This is a genomic window from Sporosarcina ureae DSM 2281, assembly GCF_000425545.1.
Taxonomy (GTDB): Bacteria; Bacillota; Bacilli; order Bacillales_A; family Planococcaceae; genus Sporosarcina; species Sporosarcina ureae.
The window spans coordinates 96535-113478 of the sequence record NZ_AUDQ01000010.1 but is presented as its reverse complement, the minus strand read 5'-3'; the positions used below and the strand labels follow the sequence as shown (position 1 = coordinate 113478).

The following is a 16944-nucleotide window of genomic DNA, read 5'->3' as shown; positions in this document are numbered from 1 at the left end:
GTATATCATCAGCTGTGAAGTAGCTGATGATATACAATGTTTTTTAGTTTGACATACAAGAGTAGTAATTTCACAAAATGACACACATTACTAGCGGAAGAGAAATAGTGTCTATCTACTTTTGTCTAGGTATAAGGTCATTATTAATTCATTCAGTGTAATAGATCTGAGATAAGTAATTTCATAAAACAACTCTTTTTTGTTATATCCTGTCTACGTTTGTCGTGCTTTATGAATAAATAAAGTAACTCATTTGATATTTATCTCTTCTTTTTACCTTTTGCCTTCTTTGGAAAGTATATGTATAGTATATAATCGTTCATTAGACGAACAAGTAACCTTATTTTGAAAGGAGAAACATGAGAAAAATATCAAATGTCTTTTACATTACGATCGCTTTGATCGTCGTTACGGTTGGGTACGGCGTATTTGCATCGGAAAGCTTCGAAACCATTACAATGAATGCAAAGAATTTTGTCGCATCCTCATTTGGATGGTACTACTTGCTGTTGCTTTCATTACTACTATTATTAAGTATATTCCTCATTTTTAGTCCGTACGGTAAGATTCGACTCGGTAAAGATACCGACCGACCTGAATTTTCTACGGTCACGTGGATTGCTATGCTGTTTTCAGCAGGAATGGGTATCGGATTAGTGTTCTATGGAGCAGCTGAACCTTTGTCACATTTCGTCAATCCTGCTACAGAAGATCCAAACACCGATGAAGCGTTTAAGGAAGGATTACGTGAATCATTCCATCACTGGGGACTCCATGTATGGGCGATGTATGGAATAGTCGCTTTGTCTCTCGCTTATTTTCAGTTCCGTAAAGATGCACCTGGTTTAATTTCAGCAACATTGAAACCGATTTTTGGCAAGAAGATGGATGGTCCGTGGGGAATATTCGTTGATGTTCTTGCAGTCTTTGCTACCGCATTCGGTGTTGCGACAACTCTCGGTTTCGGTGCTGTTCAAATTAACGCAGGGCTGAATTATCTATTTGGGATTGAAATTGGGACGTTCTCTCAGTTTATTATAATCGCTATAGTTACAGTACTGTTCATTATTTCCGCTTCGTCGGGACTTAGTAAAGGGATCAAGTATTTATCCAATACAAACTTGGTACTTGCTGTGTTACTTCTTGCATTCGTCGTTGTTTTGGGACCGACATTGTTAATATTGAATATGTTTACTGAATCACTTGGAGGTTACGTAGGAAATCTGGTTCAAATGAGTCTTCGTACGGCGCCGCTGAATGCAGGTAACCAGCAATGGTTGTTTGACTGGACGATCTTCTACTGGGCTTGGTGGATTTCATGGGCACCGTTCGTCAGTATGTTTATCGCACGTGTCTCAAAGGGCCGTACGATCCGAGAATTCATGGTGGGCGTCCTTCTTGCACCTACATTGCTTTGTGCATTTTGGTTCTCTACGTTCGGTACGACAGCTGTTGATATGCAGCGCAGTGGACTAGCGGATATCGCAAGCTCTTCGTCCGAGCTAGTGGTCTTTGAAATGTTTAACGAAATGCCGTGGTCATTTATTATTTCGATTATAGCCATTCTGTTGATTGCATCATTCTTCGTGACTAGCGCTGATTCAGCGACGTTTGTGCTCGGTATGCAATCGACGTATGGATCGCTAACACCGCCTACTAGTGTGAAAATGATTTGGGGTATTATCCAATCGTCCATTGCATTAATCTTGTTGTCAGTTGGTGGATTGGCTGCCTTACAAAACACGATTATTATTGCCGCCTTACCGTTCTCGTTCGTCATGTTATTGATGGTCATCTCTCTGATGAAAGAGCTACGTAGAGAGAAAAATAAGCGTAGGTAGTATCCTAATTTATTAAATAGTATATGAAGCCGTTGCTGTAGTAAAAGCAGCGGTTTTTAGTTTACCGTACGGTATGAATCGACTACAGTTGATGGATAAAACAATGTCAACTATAAGTAGTTCGATAATAAATATTGAGGGTAGCTCAAAGAAGTGGAATTCATCTGTGCATTTTTTGTATAATGGTAGGACTGGCATCTGTTGAGGGTAAGTATATGTAAAAAACTATTTTTGTACGCAGGTGCAAGTTATGAAGAGAGGATTTGAACGTAACGATGACTACTAATTTTTGGCTTGATCTACCACGGCCATTTTTCATACTAGCACCGATGGAGGATGTTACGGACGTGGTTTTTCGCCACGTAGTAAGCGAAGCTGCACGTCCGGATGTATTCTTTACCGAATTTACCAATACGGAAAGCTTTTGTCATCCAGAGGGAATTTTTAGCGTGCGGGGACGTTTGGCGTTTACAGAAGACGAACAGCCAATCGTCGCTCATATCTGGGGAGATAAGCCTGAACATTTCCGCGAGATGAGTATTGGCATGGCGGAACTTGGTTTTAAAGGCTTGGATATTAATATGGGATGTCCTGTGCCAAACGTTGCAACAAAAGGTAAAGGTAGTGGTTTGATTAATCATCCTGAAACCGCTGCAGCAATTATTCAAGCGGCAAAAGCTGGCGGATTACCTGTCAGTGTCAAGACGCGTCTTGGCTACACAGACATTGAAGAGTGGCGCACATGGCTCAGACATGTACTGGAGCAAGATATCGCGAACTTGTCAATCCATCTCCGTACCCGCAAGGAAATGAGCAATGGTGATGCGCACTGGGAATTGATTCCGGAAATCAAGAAACTTCGTGATGAAATAGCGCCTAATACGTTGTTGACGATCAATGGTGATATTCTCGATCGTCAAATGGGCCTGGAGCTTGTGGAGAAGTATGGTGTGGATGGGGTTATGATTGGACGCGGAATTTTTAATAATCCATTTGCCTTTGAAAAAGAGAAGAAAGAACATGATTATAAAGAGTTGCTAGATCTTTTGCGTCTTCATCTGGATCTTTTCGATAAATATTCGACAGAGCTGGAACCGCGACTATTTAAACCGCTGCGTAGATTCTTTAAGATTTACATTAAAGGGTTCCGTGGAGCAGCTGAACTTCGAAATGAATTGATGAGTACGAATACGACAGACGAAGTACGAGCGTTACTGGATACTGTAGAACTCGATTAATAGATTCTAAAAAAGCCTCCTTGCCATACCAGAAATACTGGTATGAGCAAGGAGTCTTTTTGTGTAATTAATGTAGTGTAGAATTACTATTCTTACTTAAATAAACCAAGCTTTTCAATACGGCGAATCGCTTCTTGCAAGCGTTCTTCACTTTCCAACAACCCGACACGAATATAACCTTCTCCGTGAACACCAAATCCGTTCCCCGGTGATACTGCGACGTCTGCTTTATCCAGTAATAAATCGGCGAAGGATTCGCTTGTAAAGCCTTCTGGGACAGGTAGCCAAGCGAAAAATGAGCCAGTAGGAGCCGTTACGTTCCACCCGATGCGCTCACATTCCGTTAGCAATACTGTCAGGCGTCCTTCATAGAGCGCAACTAATTCTTCAACGCATTGTTGAGGACCTGTCAATGCTTCAATTGCGGCACGTTGAACTGCCGGGAAAATGCTAGTGAATAAGTGGTCTTGCAATACATTTAATGCTTCTATTATTTCAGAGTTACCGACTGCAAAACCTACTCGCCAACCTGCCATATTATACATTTTGGAAAGGGACAGCATTTCAATGCCGACTTCCTTTGCCCCCTCAGTTTGTAAAAAGCTAATCGGTTTTTGGCCTTCAAAACCAATTCCACCATACGCAAAATCTTGTAAGACGGCAATCTGATTTTCTTTGGCAAACGCCACAGTTTTTTCATAAAACTCGGGAGTTGCTGTGACGCCTGTTGGATTACTTGGATAGTTTAAGTACATTAGTTTGGCATCTTTTTTCTGAACATCTGTTAGTTTATCGTAATCAGGAAGAAATTCATTCTCCTTACGTAGTGGCATCGTATCATATCGAATACCCGCTAAGCTCACACCTGATAAGTAGTCTGGATAACCAGGGTCTGGCAGTAATAATAAGTCTCCTTCATTCATAATAGCTAAAGGAAGTTCTACGACACCTATTTTTGTGCCACCGAGTACCGCGACTTCTGTTTCAGGGTCAATCGTGACATCATATTCACGCTGATAGTATTCAGCCACAGCTTGTTTTAAAGCAAGTGTTCCTCTAAATGGAGAGTAGCCGTGTGTCGCTGGATCTTCAACGGCTTCTTGCAATGCTTTAATAATATGGGGAGGTGTTGGCTGATCAGGATTTCCGCGTCCGAGATTAATTACATCTCTGCCTTCACCCATAGCCTTTTCTATTTTATTTAATAATAACGTAAAGAAATGCGGAGGGAGATTTTGTAATCGGTTAGATAAAGCCATAGTCTATTCCTTCTTTCTTTAATAGGGTATTTGCGTTAAGTATACATAGATCATACTAGACTTTTCAATAGAAGGTTGGACATTGTATTCCGGATGATTGCGAAGATTAGGCAAAAGGAAAGTAATGTTGATAGAATGAGTCGGATATTCTACCGACTTGTTGTTATTCGCCTTGACAGTTTTGTAAATTCAGATTAGTATATGTTTTACGCATATAATTTAATAGTAATCTCTTATCAAGAGCGACTGAGGGAAAAGGCCCGATGAAGTCCAGCAACCCCTTGAATGAAACAAGGAAGGTGCCAAATCCTACAGCATGGTTTTCCATCTGAGAGATAAGCTGAGTGTATTTCAGTACTTCTTTCATTTAGAAAAATGAAAGATTTTTTTATTTAGAAAGAAGTTTTAAAAACTTACTATTTATGATGATTATTTACTTGAATGTAGAAAGAAGTGAGAAGATGATCCAAATTCAACATTTGTCTAAAGTCTATCAGACAAAAGAAAAAGTGGTAAAAGGTGTAGATGATGTATCACTAGACATCGAGACTGGAGAAATATTTGGTATTGTCGGTTATTCAGGTGCAGGAAAAAGTTCTCTCATACGCTGTTTGAATTTGTTGGAGACACCAACGAGCGGCACGATCTTAATTGATGATGTAAATTTAACGAAACTATCAGGGGTAAAACTTCGGCAGGCGCGCTTGAAGATCGGAATGATTTTTCAGCACTTTTATTTAATTAGCCAAAAAACGATTTTCGAAAATATCGCATTTGCTTTACAAGCAGCAAAAATGCCGTCAAACAAAATAGAGACACGTGTAATGGAACTTCTTGAAATGGTAGGTCTGTCTGAAAAACGCGATGTATATCCTGCTCAGTTGAGCGGAGGACAGAAGCAACGCGTTGGAATTGCAAGAGCCCTAGCTAATAATCCATCCGTTTTGCTTTGTGATGAAGCAACATCTGCACTGGATCCTAACACGACGATGTCCATTTTACGATTGTTGAAAAAGATCAATAAAGAATTGAATATCACCATTGTGTTAATTACGCATGAGATGAATGTCGTAAAAGAGATTTGTGATCGCATGGCGATTATGCAAGACGGAAAAGTCATTGAAGAAGGACAAGTGTATGACATCTTTTCTAACCCAGTTCAACCTTTGACGAAGGAGTTTATTAGTAGTGTAGTGTCTTATGAAATCCCGGATACCGTCATGTCCACCTTGGCAGGTACACTGGTAAAAATTACTTTTAAAGGTGAAGTAGCCATGGAGGGTGTGATTTCCGATACTATGCAGAAGTATAGAGTGAAAGGAAACTTCCTGCATGGGTCGATTGAATATATTCAAGAACGAGCACTTGGGATTTTCTTAATGGAATTGCAAGGTGAGTGTGACGAAGTAGAGCAGGCGATTGCATACATACTCGAACAAAATGCACAAGTGGAGGTGATCCGACAACATGTTTGATCTATCTCACATTATGGAACTCATGCCGGATATTACAAAAGCATTTGGTGAAACACTTTATATGATCGGCATCTCGCTTACAATTGCACTGATTATTGGATTGCCGCTCGGGGTTCTGTTATTTACAACAGATAAAGGGTTATTTTTAGAGAACCGTGCAATAAATTCAGTAGTTGGTTTTTTCGTTAATATTATTCGATCCATCCCATTCATCATACTACTTGTAGCCCTAATACCTCTGACGAAACTGATTGTTGGAAATACGATTGGACCGGCAGCTGCAAGTGTGTCGCTTTCGGTGGCAGCCATTCCTTTCTTTGCTAGGATTGTTGAAACATCCATGCGTGAAATAGACAAAGGAGTTATAGAGGCTGCAATATCAACGGGTGCGTCGCCGTGGATGATTATTTGGAATGTGTTATTACCAGAATCAAAGTCGAGTATTATCCAAGGACTTACACTGACACTAATTAACTTAGTTGCCTATTCAGCCATGGCTGGCTTTGTTGGCGGAGGCGGGATTGGGGACTTGGCGATTCGTTTCGGCTATTACCGATATGACGACAGTATTATGCTAGTCACCGTTGCGATTTTAATAGTGCTAGTGCAGTTGATTCAATTTGGCGGAGATCGAATTTCAAAAATGATAGATAAAAGATAGTAGGGGAGAGATGGATTATGAAGAAACTGGTACTTACAATCATTCTTACTGCGTTGGTTGCGGCCTTGGCTGCTTGTGGAGGAGAAAAGTCCACTGAAAAATCGGATGATGATAAAAATCTTCATTTTGGTGCAACAGCAGGTCCTTATAGTGACATGCTAAAAAAGGCGATACAACCTGGTCTTGAAGAAAAAGGATATACCGTTAAAATCACGGAGTTCAGTGACTATATTCAGCCAAATATTTCACTGGACAGTGGCGATATAGATGCGAACTTGTTCCAAAACATTACGTACTTAGAAAACTTCGAGAAAGAAAACAATATGGAACTCTCTGAGTTGATTATAGTACCGACAGCGCCATTAGGTATCTATTCAAACAAATATAAGTCTCTTGAGGAAATTGAAGATGGATCAACAATTACTATTCCGAATGATCCCGTGAACGCAGCAAGAACATTATATGTATTGGAAGATGCAGGGTTAGTGAAAATGGATGAAGAAATTGATCAATTGACAGCATCTGAAAAAGATATCACAGAGAACCCGAAAAACTTAGTCATTCAGCCGGTTGAAGCGGGACAATTACCTCGTTCGGTTGAGGGGTCAGATTTAGCTGCAGTACCTGGTAACTTTGCCATTGCAGCAAATATGGATTTGTTAGAAGCACTGGCTTTAGAAGATATGCCCGATCGGTTCCGTAATGTGGTAGCTGTGAAAACAGAAAATGTGGAAAAGCAATTTGCGAAAGATATTATGGAAGTAATAGAATCTGAGCAATTCTTAGAAGTGATTGAATCCGAATTTAAAGGGTTCGGTAAACCAGCATGGATGGAAAAATAATATTTACATGTATAGTAGCAAGGTAAAAATATACCAGACGTGAAGACAATAGAAAGTGTCTTCACGTCTGGTATTTTACTGCACATTTATTCTGTTTCTACCAAGACAATATCATCAATAATAGGCACGTCACGCTTTAACTCGGCAAGCATTTCTTCGTCTACAGAGCCGTCGATTTCACAAATCGTAATGGCCGGACCGTCTATTGCAAACCGTTCATTCGCCATACGCGCGATATTGATTCCTTTTCTTGAGAGAATACTTAAAAGATCGGCAATAACCCCTTTTTGATCGGTGTGGCGAATTAATAGTGCCGGACGTTCGCCTGAGAATTTTAACGGATAATCATCTAGTTCCTGGACTTCGATTTTACCTCCGCCAAGTGAACTGGCGAGGACTTTTATTGTGTTGGTTGGGCCTGTTAACTCGACCAGTACAGTATTAGGATGATAGCTGCCGAGCACACGTTTTGTAAATTCATATTCCAATCCTATATTGTTCGCAAGTTCTTTCGCGTTCGGAATTCTATCATCTGTCGTATTGTACCCCATGACACCAGCCAGAAGCGCCAAGTCGGTACCGTGTCCTTGGTAAGTAGTGGCGAAAGAACCCATTAATGAAAATTTCGCACGAATAGGTCGTTCGTTCAATAGCTGATGTGCAACGTTTCCAATTCGAACAGCTCCAGCAGTGTGTGAGCTTGATGGACCGATCATGACAGGGCCGATAATTTCATAGGCACTTTGGTATTTAGCAGGAGCACCGCTGCTCTTTTCTTTAGTCACTTTTTCTTTCCCGAATACTTGGCTTTTCAGTTTTTGACCTGTAGGCGTACCAGCAAGTCCACCGATTCCAGTTTCTCGCAGTGACTCTGGCATGTTTTGTCCTACTTCGTGCATAACGTGAATCACTTCATCTGGAGGGATAATACTAACAACCCCTGCCAACGCCATATCTGCGGCAGCTTCAGCCGTGATAGCATGCAGTCCATTTCGAATAATACAAGGGATTTCTACTAGCCCCGCGACCGGATCACAAACAAGACCCAAAGAATTTTTCAATGCGATACCTATTGCGTGACCGACTTGGTCAGGCGTGCCACCAGCCAATTCCACTAATGTTCCTGCTGCCATTGCGGTAGCAGAGCCGACTTCAGCTTGGCATCCTCCTGCAGCTCCTGAAATAGATGCGCGATTTGCGATGACTAACCCTAGTGCAGAAGCTGTGAACATAGATAAGACAATTTTTTCGCGTGTATACTTGCCACTATCGAGCGCATGAACGAGAACTGCAGGTAAAATTCCTGCTGATCCTGCAGTAGGTGTTGCGACGATTCGTCCCATATTCGCATTTACTTCTGAGACGGCCAATGCATTCGCAGCGGTATGCAGGGTAGATGGATGAACAAAAGAATTCCCCTTTCCCGCATAATCATATAAGCGCTGTCCGTCACCGCCTGTTAGTCCTGTACGTGACATGACAGATGTAGTCGTTCCTTTACGAACTGCTTCTTCCATCACTGTAAACTGCTCTGACATTTTCTTGATGATAGTTTCTCTCTGCATGCTTTTTTGCTTGATTTCAGATTGAATCATTAACTCGTGAATCGGTGTATGGTCCTGTTTTGCATGCTCGATCAGTTGATTTAAACTCGTGAATGCCATGTGTATTTGCTCCTTAAAGAGAACCATTCCATATGAAAAAACTGGAATCGCTCTCGCTGTATTTGATATAAGTTACCGATCTGTTGAAAGCGCTTACCTTTTATTATTTGTTATTTTACGTGAAATGTCAATTAATCGAAAAGATACTGAAGCATCAAATGGCCCAGTATCTTGTTTATATTTTAATAACTTTAACTATCGGGTAGCAAATAATAATAGAGCAGTTGTAAAGTGTTTTTTGATGAGTCTTCATGTGTACGTTCAAACGCATGGGAAGAGTCAATTCCCAGTCCAATCAATCCGTGAATGATGTCGTGTCCTGCCTTGATAGCTGCAGACGCATCAGAGCCAGATTGTGGATACATATCGATTTGGTACCCAATGTCATTTTTCTTAGCTAGCTCAACTAGATGGTTGCGAAGGCCATAGTGGTATGGTCCATTAAAATCTTTGGCACAAATAGCTACCGTGTATTCATCGGTTGACTGACCATCACCCGTGGCCCTCATATCGACTGCTAAATACTCGACGGTTTCTTCAGTAATAGTTGAGTTCCCACCATACCCGATTTCTTCATTATTCAAAATGAGGAAGTGAATTGTGTAAGGCAATTTGATATTTTCTGTTTGGATCTGTTTAATGAGTTGCAATAGCATCGCCAGAAGCCGTGTGGATCTTACAATATTCGCCTTCAATTGAATTGAAGTGGTAGCCACCGATTAAATCGAGCTTCAGGCGACCGTCGCTTTTCACTTCTTTGCCACCGCACCAAGTGTATTGAGGTGAGCTGTCAACATACGCTGCTCTTTTTCGTTTTCACCCGAAAATGTAGCGATTAATCCACCTTTACGATTGCGTATTGTTTTCACATTATATTCTTGTAACAAGTATTCTACAAACGAAATCACTTGCTTCGTATATCCTGAAGGGCTTGGAATGGATACGAGTTGTTGGATGAGTTCTGTAGTCTCTGTTGTATCTGGTTGATAAGCCATATAAATAATCTCATTTTATTGGACGTTGACTAGTTTAGTTTATCGCGTTAAATGTATAGTTTCAACGATTTACAATGAACTGAATAAGTCTAATTAGATGAACTTATGGTATAATTAATCAATGAAAAACTAAGTAAATTTACAATATGACAGGCAAGGTAGGGGACATTTACATGAATGAAGAAACAAATACAGTACAAGAAATTACACAACTTAGAGAACAAATTATAACGTATGAGAAGATCATAGAGGATTTATCAGCTCCCATTATACCTTCCATTGTACCGGAAACGATTTTAGTTCCGCTAACCGGTGCTCTTTCAGTAGGGCGCTTTATGCATATCCAAAATAAAATTGTAAAAAGAATATCTGCTAATAATATACTGACAGTAGTTTTTGACTTTACCGATATCAGCACCTTGGCAGTAGAGGAAAATATGGGGTACGAGCTACTGAGTGAAAAAATCAATGAATTGGTCAGTGTGTTGCAATTAATGGGTACAGAAACGATTTTTGTAGGATTCTCACCTGAATTTGCTCAAAACTTGATTCTATCCAATGTATCAAGCTTTACTCAAATTCGTGCGTTTACGAATTTCCGTGAAGGTCTTCGCTATTTATTGGATCAAAAGGGAATGGAAATTGTGTATAAAAAATAAATTAATGCCTGTGCAACAGCGGATTTTTAGTCTACTGTTACACAGGCATTAATTTATTATCACTTACTACGTCGAACGATTAATACATCACATGATGCAGTCAAAACGATTGCTTCAGATACAGAACCTAGAAAATAATGCTCTGCATTTTTCAAACCTTGAGCGCCACAGACGATTATGTCGGCTTCTAGTACATGACCAAGTTCTTTGGAAATATTCACTTTAGGATCACCATGTGTGTTTCCACGTGGTCAATTCCTTCTTCTTTGGCAAAGGCTTTATCGCTATTCAGCAACTCCTCTATGTGCTCCTGTTCGCGTTCTAGATAAGATGCGTCATCTTCATCAATTGAAAAGGTATCGATGATGCAAACGCGCATTTTCTTCTAGCTTTATCATCTCTGTTGATTTATACAAAGCCAATTTTGCCTCGCTTGAACCATCTACCGCGACTAGAATATCCATGTATTCATTCATTCGCCAAATCTCCTCAGAAAATCAGGATCAACTTTCTTAAGTCCGATGTCATAACGATAGCATGGCAATAATTTGTTTCTCACTATACCATATTTATACACACAGTCTAATTATTTAAAGGAAATTAGAATGATATATGAAATTCTGCTTTTATGTAATATATTTACTATAGAAGGAATGCAGTAAATCACCTTGTATAATAATTTACAAATGAATATACTAACATGTATTGATCAGAGCGTAGAATCAGTCAGGAGGAACAGAACATGACAAATATAATTAAGAAGTTATCAGCAGAGCAACAAGAAAAAATACTCGAAACACTTCAATCACGTTTTGCTAGTAATATGGATCGTCACATAAATTTGGACTGGTCTTCGTTACATGACAGGCTATTAACAAACGTAGAAAAACTATGGACCCTCCATGAAATGGAAGTTACGGGAGGTGAGCCTGACGTGGTAGACTATGATAAAACAACAGATCAATACATTTTTTTTGATTGTTCAGCAGAGAGTCCTGTGGGCCGCCGAAGTGTTTGCTATGACCGAGAAGCTTTGGAATCAAGAAAGAAGAACAAGCCGGAAAACAACGCGATGGATATGGCGAATGAGATGGGTATTGAATTATTGACAGAAGAACAATATAGATGGCTGCAACAGTTTGGCGAATTTGATAAAAAAACATCGAGCTGGGTGCAGACTCCAGAGGAAATTAGGAAACGTGGTGGCGCTCTTTTTTGCGACCGTCGATATGATCAAGTATTTTTGTATCACAATGGAGCAGAATCGTATTATGCTGCAAGAGGATTTCGGGGGGTACTCCGACTGTGAAATACTAGGATAATATTGTTTGTGTAATTTCTATCACCATTCTATTTTCCTGTACATTCCATCTGTGGTAAGATGAGAGAAAATCGTGGTTTGATATGGGGATATAGTATGGGGTATAGAGGTAGAGTAGTGGCTGTTTGTGTTGTTATACTGTTTAATATCTTGCGTTATGGTTATTATCATATCTATTTGGGTTATCTCTTTGATAGGAGTTTCTTTGTTTTAACAGGGATATTCTTGCTGGTTGCCTGGACAGGTGGAAGACAATACGACGTAGCCAAGTTTTACTCAGAGAAAGATCCGCTAACTAATGCATACAATCGGCGTACAATAGATAAAGTATTTAAGAAACAGATTTACCAATATAGAAGTCGAGGGAAGAAAATGGGCGTAGTCTTGATCGATCTTGATGAATTTAAAGATATAAACGATACATTCGGTCATCAAACAGGAGATGAATTATTACGTTGCGTTGCGGAACTTATTATGAACATCGCAAAAAAAGAGGACTATGTCGTGCGATGGGGTGGCGATGAATTTGTACATGTCATTCTCGATCTCAAAGAGGATACACTTTCAGACTATGTTCGAAATTTAAGAGGCAAATTATGCAATTTAGACATGGAAGTAGTCCAGACCGTCAGTGCTTCAATCGGAATCGCGGTTTATCCAGATGATGGAGAGACTTTTGAGGCGCTTATTCAGAAGGCAGATACATCTATGTATGAGATGAAAAAAGCATAAGAAATCCCCAATCCTTGTTAAATCTGCCAAGCAGACTTAGCGAGGATTTTGGAAACGGACGAATATCCCCATGCACCCGACAAATCTAAACTTGATTGAGTGCCGGGCATGTGTAGGATCAATAGTATTCACGCTGAAACTGCTCATGTTCTCTCTATAGTCGCCGTAATTTCTACACCTGTCAAAGCTTGCGTTGCTAGGCGGTCTGCTTCGCTGTTCTTTTTGCGTGAAATCAGTTCATACCGGGGCTGGAATCCTAAAGACTCCATCTTTTCTTCCACTTTATTCGCCCAGCTGTATAGTTCTTCTTCAATGACTGGCCATTGTTCACTTAAATGATTGATTACGACCCGGGAGTCACCCTTAACTTCAATGGGTAGGTGGTGTGCTCCAAGAGTTTCAAGTTCTTGCAAGCACAGAAGAAGTGCTGCATATTCCGCTTCGTTATTTGAGGATAGGTAAGTAGCCCTAACATTTTTTCGCAGTCTATAGGATTTACCATTTTGGTTATAATAGAGTACGCAACCGAGACCAGCCAACTTGGTGTCCCAGTCAAATCCTCCATCGAAATATACAGTGATATTATGTGGCTCTGTCTCGATTCCTTTCAAATAGCCTCTTAATTCCTTGATAGTCCAGGAACTATCAAACTGATCTGTGAACAATATTTGTTTTGTACGACCCGTTCTCTCTAAATCCTCAGCAATCAACAGCGCTTGTTCTGCAGGTAATTCCTCAGACTTGAAAACGGTTTGTACTCCTTTTTTTGATTTATAGATCCATTCAATTAGTACATTCAAAGTAATCCCTCCCATATTCAGTTTATCCAATAAAACTTTATAGAAACCTGTTATAAGTAAAATATATATACATAAAGGAGATCACGAACATGACCCTATATAGCTGTTCGGAATGTAAGCAAGTATATCCTATTACTGCAACGCGCTGGAAATGTGAATGTGGCGGTCTACTAAATTTATTACAAACAGAATCTAACACCCCATATGATAATTGGACGAGTCAACAATCCATTTGGAGATATGTTTCTTCGATGGCAGGTAAAGAGTATTTAAGTGGTTGGCGTTCTATTACGCTTGGGGAAGGTCAAACACCATTACTAGAATTAAATGAATCGGACCCAAACACTTTGGTCAAGCTAGACTTTATGATGCCTACACTTTCTTTTAAAGATCGAGGTGCAGCGGTACTTGTAACACTGGCAAAACAGTTGGGCGTGAACAAGGTGATTGCAGATAGTAGTGGTAATGCGGGAACAGCTATCGCTGCATACAGTGCCAAAGCAGGAATAGAGTGTGATGTTTATGTAAGTGCGGATACATCACCCAATAAATTGGCGCAAATTAAAGCGCATGGAGCAACTATTAAATCAGTGAAAGGAACAAGGGAAGATGTAGCGACTGCGGCTCAATTTGCAGTGAAAGAAGAGCAAGTGTTTTATGCAAGCCATGTTTACAACCCGTATTTTTACGAAGGTACGAAGACGTATGCTTTTGAAGTTTATGAACAATTAGGCAAAGCACCTAATACAGTGTTAATTCCAGTAGGAAATGGAACCTTGTTATTAGGGGCCTACTATGGGTTTAGAGAGTTACTGGAAGCAAAGAAAATTGAGTATATGCCGAAGATCATCGCTATTCAAGCAGAGAATTGTTCACCGATTGCTAAAGCATTTGAAGGTCAAGATTTCAAAGAAAAGCCGTTCGTGAATGAAGGAACTCTTGCAGAAGGTATTGCCATTGCATCACCAGCCAGATCCAAACAAATCGTAGAAGCTATTAGAGAGACAGAAGGTACGTTCATTACTGTCTCGGAAGATGAAATTTTGGAAGCGCGTGAAATACTTGCCGTAAAAGGTTTCTATGTAGAAATCACTTCGGCTGTTAATTATGCTGGGTACATGAAATATGCGAATTCTAGAGATGAAGTCATCGTGATCCCGCTATGCGGAGCGGGAATCAAGTCTCCAACATGAAAAAACCTGCACGGAGAGCGGTCATGTTTAGTAAACACGATAGTTTTCCGTACAGGAATTATTGAAGTTTACGCGATTTCCGTTTTCCCTTGAATCTCTTCAACATCTGGCTCGCCTAAAACATTTTCTGTTTTTGCAACGACGACCGCACATGCAGCATCACCGGTAATGTTGACGGCTGTACGCACCATATCAAGTAGACGATCTACTCCGAGAACGAGTGCGATTCCTTCAACTGGCAGACCGACTGACGTCAAAACCATAGCTAGCATAATTAGGCCAGCGCCTGGTACAGCAGCCGTTCCAATACTAGCCAGTACTGCAGTTAAAACAACAGTGAGTAACTGTCCAATAGTTAATTCAATACCATAAGCTTGTGCAATGAATATCACAGCTGCCCCTTGCATGATCGCAGTGCCGTCCATATTAATAGTGGCGCCAAGCGATTGAGTGAACGAACTGATAGACTCCGGTACTTTTAACTTCTCCTGTGCCGTTTTCATTGAAATAGGTAGTGTCGCAGCAGGACTGGCCGTACTGAATGCGACTACCTGAGCTGGAAAGAAGTTTTTGAAAAACCAAATGGGACTGCGCTTGCCGATCAATGCGACTGATCCACCATAGACGACAATCGTATGGATTAAAAGGGCTCCCAGAACAACTCCCATATACATACCCATTACCTTAAGTGCGTCCATACCCTGACTTCCTACAGCGGATGCAATCAAACCAAATGCTCCGTATGGCGCGAACTTCATCACAAATGTAATCAGATACATAATGAGTTCATTCGCTTGTTCGAATAACTCTTTCACTCTTTCAACTTTACTACCCATCATTGCCATTCCAAAGCCAACCAATGCTGCAAAGAAGATAATCTGCAGCATATTACCTTCTGCCATCGCACTAATCGGGTTTGTAGGAATAATGCCTAATAGAGTTTCTGCTACTGGTGGAGCTTCTTGTGCTTCATATGTGGCGTTAGCTGTTTCGAAGTTACCTCCTTCACCAGGCTTTAGCAATAGACCGAGAGAAAGTGCGATGACAAGAGCGATGGCTGTTGTAATTAAGAAAAATCCGATCGTCTTCCCACCAATTCTACCTAATTTCTTCGGATCTCCCATTCCAACCGTTCCGAGGACGATTGAGATGAATACCACGGGCACAACTAGCATCTTCATCAGGTTCAAGAAGATGGTACCGAGTGGTTTAAAAAGAAATGCGTCAGCTTGTGTAAAAATACTAGGTGTGAAAATATTCAATACTAAACCGACAACTACCCCTGCAATAAGTGCAATAATAATATTCCTAGCCAACTTCATACAGATCCCTCCTTAACATAATGTATTCAATTATAAACATAAATATGAAAGCGCTTACTTACCATTATTCGATATATTATGCAAAATGTCAACCTGTCTTGTTACCTGCTTAGTAAATTATTAACTAGTTAAAGAGAAAAAAGGTTAAACAAATAGATTAACTGCTTTTAAAATTCAATGTATTGTTTGGTTTTTTTAATATCTCGCTGTACAATTAGTTTATCTATTGATAATTCTTTATATTAAGATAGGAAGTGTTTTAACTGAAGAAAAGAGGGCGTCAAGTAGGAGCAGATGGCGAAAAAAGTCGTAAATTACTTTTAGAAATCTCAGCAATGCAATTCGCTATTCATGGTTTTCATAAAACGAAGATTAGTGAAATCGTGAAAGAAGCAAATGTCACGCAGCCAACGTTCTACTTATATTTTAAAAGCAAAGAAGCTGTATTCCAGGAATTAGTCGATGTATTCAAAGAGAAATTATATCATCATGTAGCACAAAGCAAACTACCGGCAGATGTGGCCGAAGAAGGGTTAATGGAACGAATTGCTTATGGCTTGCGTGCCGTTTTTGAACTCTTCCAACAAAATGAAGAAGTTGCCCGGATTGGTTTCGTCGTTTCGGAAGAAGCAACTACTATTAAAGCGGAAATGACTGCTCAAATAGAAAGTAATCTTACAGAAGAAGCTAGACTTGGATACTTTCATACTAATGTAAATTTCAGTGTGGTCGCTGCTGCCATGGTTGGAGCGATCGAATATCTGGCGATCACTAAACTTTGGACAGGCTCTCATACACCAGATGAGCTGGCTGAAGAGATTACACAATTATTTTTACATGGGTTGAAAATATAAGTATGATATACACAAGCGTAAGCTCACATATAGAGTTTATGCTTTTTACTTATGCAAGCCTTATTAAGATGTATTGTTAGGTATACCA

At 40.1% G+C, this 16944-nt stretch carries 16 protein-coding genes, 1 pseudogene and 1 riboswitch; of the genes and pseudogenes, 10 read left to right on the top strand and 7 right to left on the bottom strand.

The genetic code is table 11. The annotated features are described in order from the left end of the window. Positions 1 to 359: 359 nt before the first annotated feature. Positions 360 to 1841, top strand: a complete 1482-nt coding sequence (locus H605_RS0111065) for a glycine betaine uptake BCCT transporter (protein ID WP_029054268.1) — start codon at positions 360 to 362, stop codon at positions 1839 to 1841. Positions 1842 to 2116: 275 nt separating this feature from the next. After that, positions 2117 to 3079, top strand: coding sequence for a tRNA dihydrouridine synthase (locus tag H605_RS0111060; protein ID WP_029054267.1), 963 nt, complete (start codon positions 2117 to 2119; stop codon positions 3077 to 3079). A gap of 92 nt (positions 3080 to 3171) precedes the next feature. Here H605_RS0111060 and H605_RS0111055 read toward each other — a convergent pair whose 3' ends face one another. Further along, positions 3172 to 4338, bottom strand: a complete 1167-nt coding sequence (locus tag H605_RS0111055; protein WP_029054266.1) for a pyridoxal phosphate-dependent aminotransferase — start codon at positions 4336 to 4338, stop codon at positions 3172 to 3174. Between the two features lie 230 nt (positions 4339 to 4568). After that, a riboswitch (SAM riboswitch) is annotated at positions 4569 to 4680 on the top strand. A gap of 119 nt (positions 4681 to 4799) precedes the next feature. Here H605_RS0111055 and H605_RS0111050 point away from each other — a divergent pair. From H605_RS0111050 to H605_RS0111040, 3 genes are read left to right on the top strand one after another with little or no spacing between them, the layout of a single operon-like run. Beyond that, positions 4800 to 5813, top strand: coding sequence for a methionine ABC transporter ATP-binding protein (locus H605_RS0111050; protein WP_029054265.1), 1014 nt, complete (start codon positions 4800 to 4802; stop codon positions 5811 to 5813). Continuing rightward, entirely contained in the window at positions 5806 to 6474 is a 669-nt protein-coding gene (locus tag H605_RS0111045) for a methionine ABC transporter permease (protein ID WP_037561938.1), read from the top strand. Before H605_RS0111050 ends, H605_RS0111045 begins: the two co-directional genes overlap by 8 nt. 17 nt (positions 6475 to 6491) lie before the next feature. Next, a complete protein-coding gene (locus tag H605_RS0111040; protein WP_029054263.1) occupies positions 6492 to 7316 on the top strand; it encodes a MetQ/NlpA family ABC transporter substrate-binding protein in 825 nt (274 codons plus the stop codon). Between the two features lie 86 nt (positions 7317 to 7402). Here H605_RS0111040 and sdaAA read toward each other — a convergent pair whose 3' ends face one another. Both sdaAA and H605_RS17785 read right to left on the bottom strand, forming a co-directional pair. Next, the gene (gene sdaAA, locus H605_RS19675) at positions 7403 to 8980 is read right to left on the bottom strand and encodes an L-serine ammonia-lyase, iron-sulfur-dependent, subunit alpha (RefSeq protein WP_029054262.1); all 1578 of its coding nucleotides are present in this window, start codon (positions 8978 to 8980) and stop codon (positions 7403 to 7405) included. Between the two features lie 191 nt (positions 8981 to 9171). Then, positions 9172 to 9975: pseudogene (locus H605_RS17785) on the bottom strand (M20/M25/M40 family metallo-hydrolase). 173 nt (positions 9976 to 10148) lie between these two features. Here H605_RS17785 and H605_RS0111025 point away from each other — a divergent pair. Then, positions 10149 to 10634, top strand: a complete 486-nt coding sequence (locus H605_RS0111025) for an STAS domain-containing protein (protein ID WP_037561935.1) — start codon at positions 10149 to 10151, stop codon at positions 10632 to 10634. A gap of 59 nt (positions 10635 to 10693) precedes the next feature. On the opposite strand, the gene H605_RS19460 is transcribed toward H605_RS0111025, so the two are convergent. After that, entirely contained in the window at positions 10694 to 10855 is a 162-nt protein-coding gene (locus tag H605_RS19460) for a universal stress protein (protein ID WP_232321266.1), read from the bottom strand. A 123-nt stretch (positions 10856 to 10978) separates the two neighbouring features. After that, positions 10979 to 11110 (bottom strand): hypothetical protein, encoded by a 132-nt coding sequence (locus tag H605_RS19570; RefSeq protein ID WP_257788263.1) that lies wholly within the window; start codon positions 11108 to 11110, stop codon positions 10979 to 10981. Between the two features lie 266 nt (positions 11111 to 11376). Between H605_RS19570 and H605_RS0111010 the strand changes: the two genes are divergently transcribed. Both H605_RS0111010 and H605_RS0111005 read left to right on the top strand, forming a co-directional pair. Continuing rightward, complete coding sequence (locus H605_RS0111010; protein WP_029054260.1) at positions 11377 to 11943, top strand: DUF4256 domain-containing protein; 567 nt, start codon at positions 11377 to 11379, stop codon at positions 11941 to 11943. A 237-nt stretch (positions 11944 to 12180) separates the two neighbouring features. Next, positions 12181 to 12687 (top strand): GGDEF domain-containing protein, encoded by a 507-nt coding sequence (locus tag H605_RS0111005; protein ID WP_162141899.1) that lies wholly within the window; start codon positions 12181 to 12183, stop codon positions 12685 to 12687. Between the two features lie 143 nt (positions 12688 to 12830). Here H605_RS0111005 and H605_RS0111000 read toward each other — a convergent pair whose 3' ends face one another. Continuing rightward, positions 12831 to 13487 carry a reverse transcriptase-like protein gene (locus H605_RS0111000; RefSeq protein ID WP_029054258.1) on the bottom strand — a complete coding sequence of 219 codons (657 nt, stop codon included), beginning with the start codon at positions 13485 to 13487 and terminating at the stop codon, positions 12831 to 12833. An 89-nt stretch (positions 13488 to 13576) separates the two neighbouring features. On the opposite strand from H605_RS0111000, the gene H605_RS0110995 reads away from it, so the two are divergent. Next, positions 13577 to 14680 carry a threonine synthase gene (locus tag H605_RS0110995; RefSeq protein WP_029054257.1) on the top strand — a complete coding sequence of 368 codons (1104 nt, stop codon included), beginning with the start codon at positions 13577 to 13579 and terminating at the stop codon, positions 14678 to 14680. A gap of 68 nt (positions 14681 to 14748) precedes the next feature. On the opposite strand, the gene H605_RS0110990 is transcribed toward H605_RS0110995, so the two are convergent. Then, a complete protein-coding gene (locus tag H605_RS0110990) occupies positions 14749 to 16002 on the bottom strand; it encodes a dicarboxylate/amino acid:cation symporter (RefSeq protein ID WP_029054256.1) in 1254 nt (417 codons plus the stop codon). A 263-nt stretch (positions 16003 to 16265) separates the two neighbouring features. Between H605_RS0110990 and H605_RS0110985 the strand changes: the two genes are divergently transcribed. Continuing rightward, positions 16266 to 16856, top strand: coding sequence for a TetR/AcrR family transcriptional regulator (locus H605_RS0110985; RefSeq protein WP_029054255.1), 591 nt, complete (start codon positions 16266 to 16268; stop codon positions 16854 to 16856). Positions 16857 to 16944 lie beyond the last annotated feature (88 nt).

What these genes read in the sequence shown, in the direction of transcription:
- H605_RS0111025 (WP_037561935.1), top strand. Translation starts at nt 10,149, where the DNA reads ATGAATGAAGAAACAAATACAGTACAAGAAATTACACAACTTAGAGAA.
- H605_RS0110990 (WP_029054256.1), bottom strand. Translation starts at nt 16,002, where the DNA reads ATGAAGTTGGCTAGGAATATTATTATTGCACTTATTGCAGGGGTAGTT.
- H605_RS0111045 (WP_037561938.1), top strand. Translation starts at nt 5,806, where the DNA reads ATGTTTGATCTATCTCACATTATGGAACTCATGCCGGATATTACAAAA.
- H605_RS0111040 (WP_029054263.1), top strand. Translation starts at nt 6,492, where the DNA reads ATGAAGAAACTGGTACTTACAATCATTCTTACTGCGTTGGTTGCGGCC.
- H605_RS0111010 (WP_029054260.1), top strand. Translation starts at nt 11,377, where the DNA reads ATGACAAATATAATTAAGAAGTTATCAGCAGAGCAACAAGAAAAAATA.
- H605_RS0110995 (WP_029054257.1), top strand. Translation starts at nt 13,577, where the DNA reads ATGACCCTATATAGCTGTTCGGAATGTAAGCAAGTATATCCTATTACT.
- sdaAA (WP_029054262.1), bottom strand. Translation starts at nt 8,980, where the DNA reads ATGGCATTCACGAGTTTAAATCAACTGATCGAGCATGCAAAACAGGAC.
- H605_RS0111065 (WP_029054268.1), top strand. Translation starts at nt 360, where the DNA reads ATGAGAAAAATATCAAATGTCTTTTACATTACGATCGCTTTGATCGTC.
- H605_RS0111060 (WP_029054267.1), top strand. Translation starts at nt 2,117, where the DNA reads ATGACTACTAATTTTTGGCTTGATCTACCACGGCCATTTTTCATACTA.
- H605_RS0111055 (WP_029054266.1), bottom strand. Translation starts at nt 4,338, where the DNA reads ATGGCTTTATCTAACCGATTACAAAATCTCCCTCCGCATTTCTTTACG.
- H605_RS0111050 (WP_029054265.1), top strand. Translation starts at nt 4,800, where the DNA reads ATGATCCAAATTCAACATTTGTCTAAAGTCTATCAGACAAAAGAAAAA.
- H605_RS19570 (WP_257788263.1), bottom strand. Translation starts at nt 11,110, where the DNA reads ATGAATGAATACATGGATATTCTAGTCGCGGTAGATGGTTCAAGCGAG.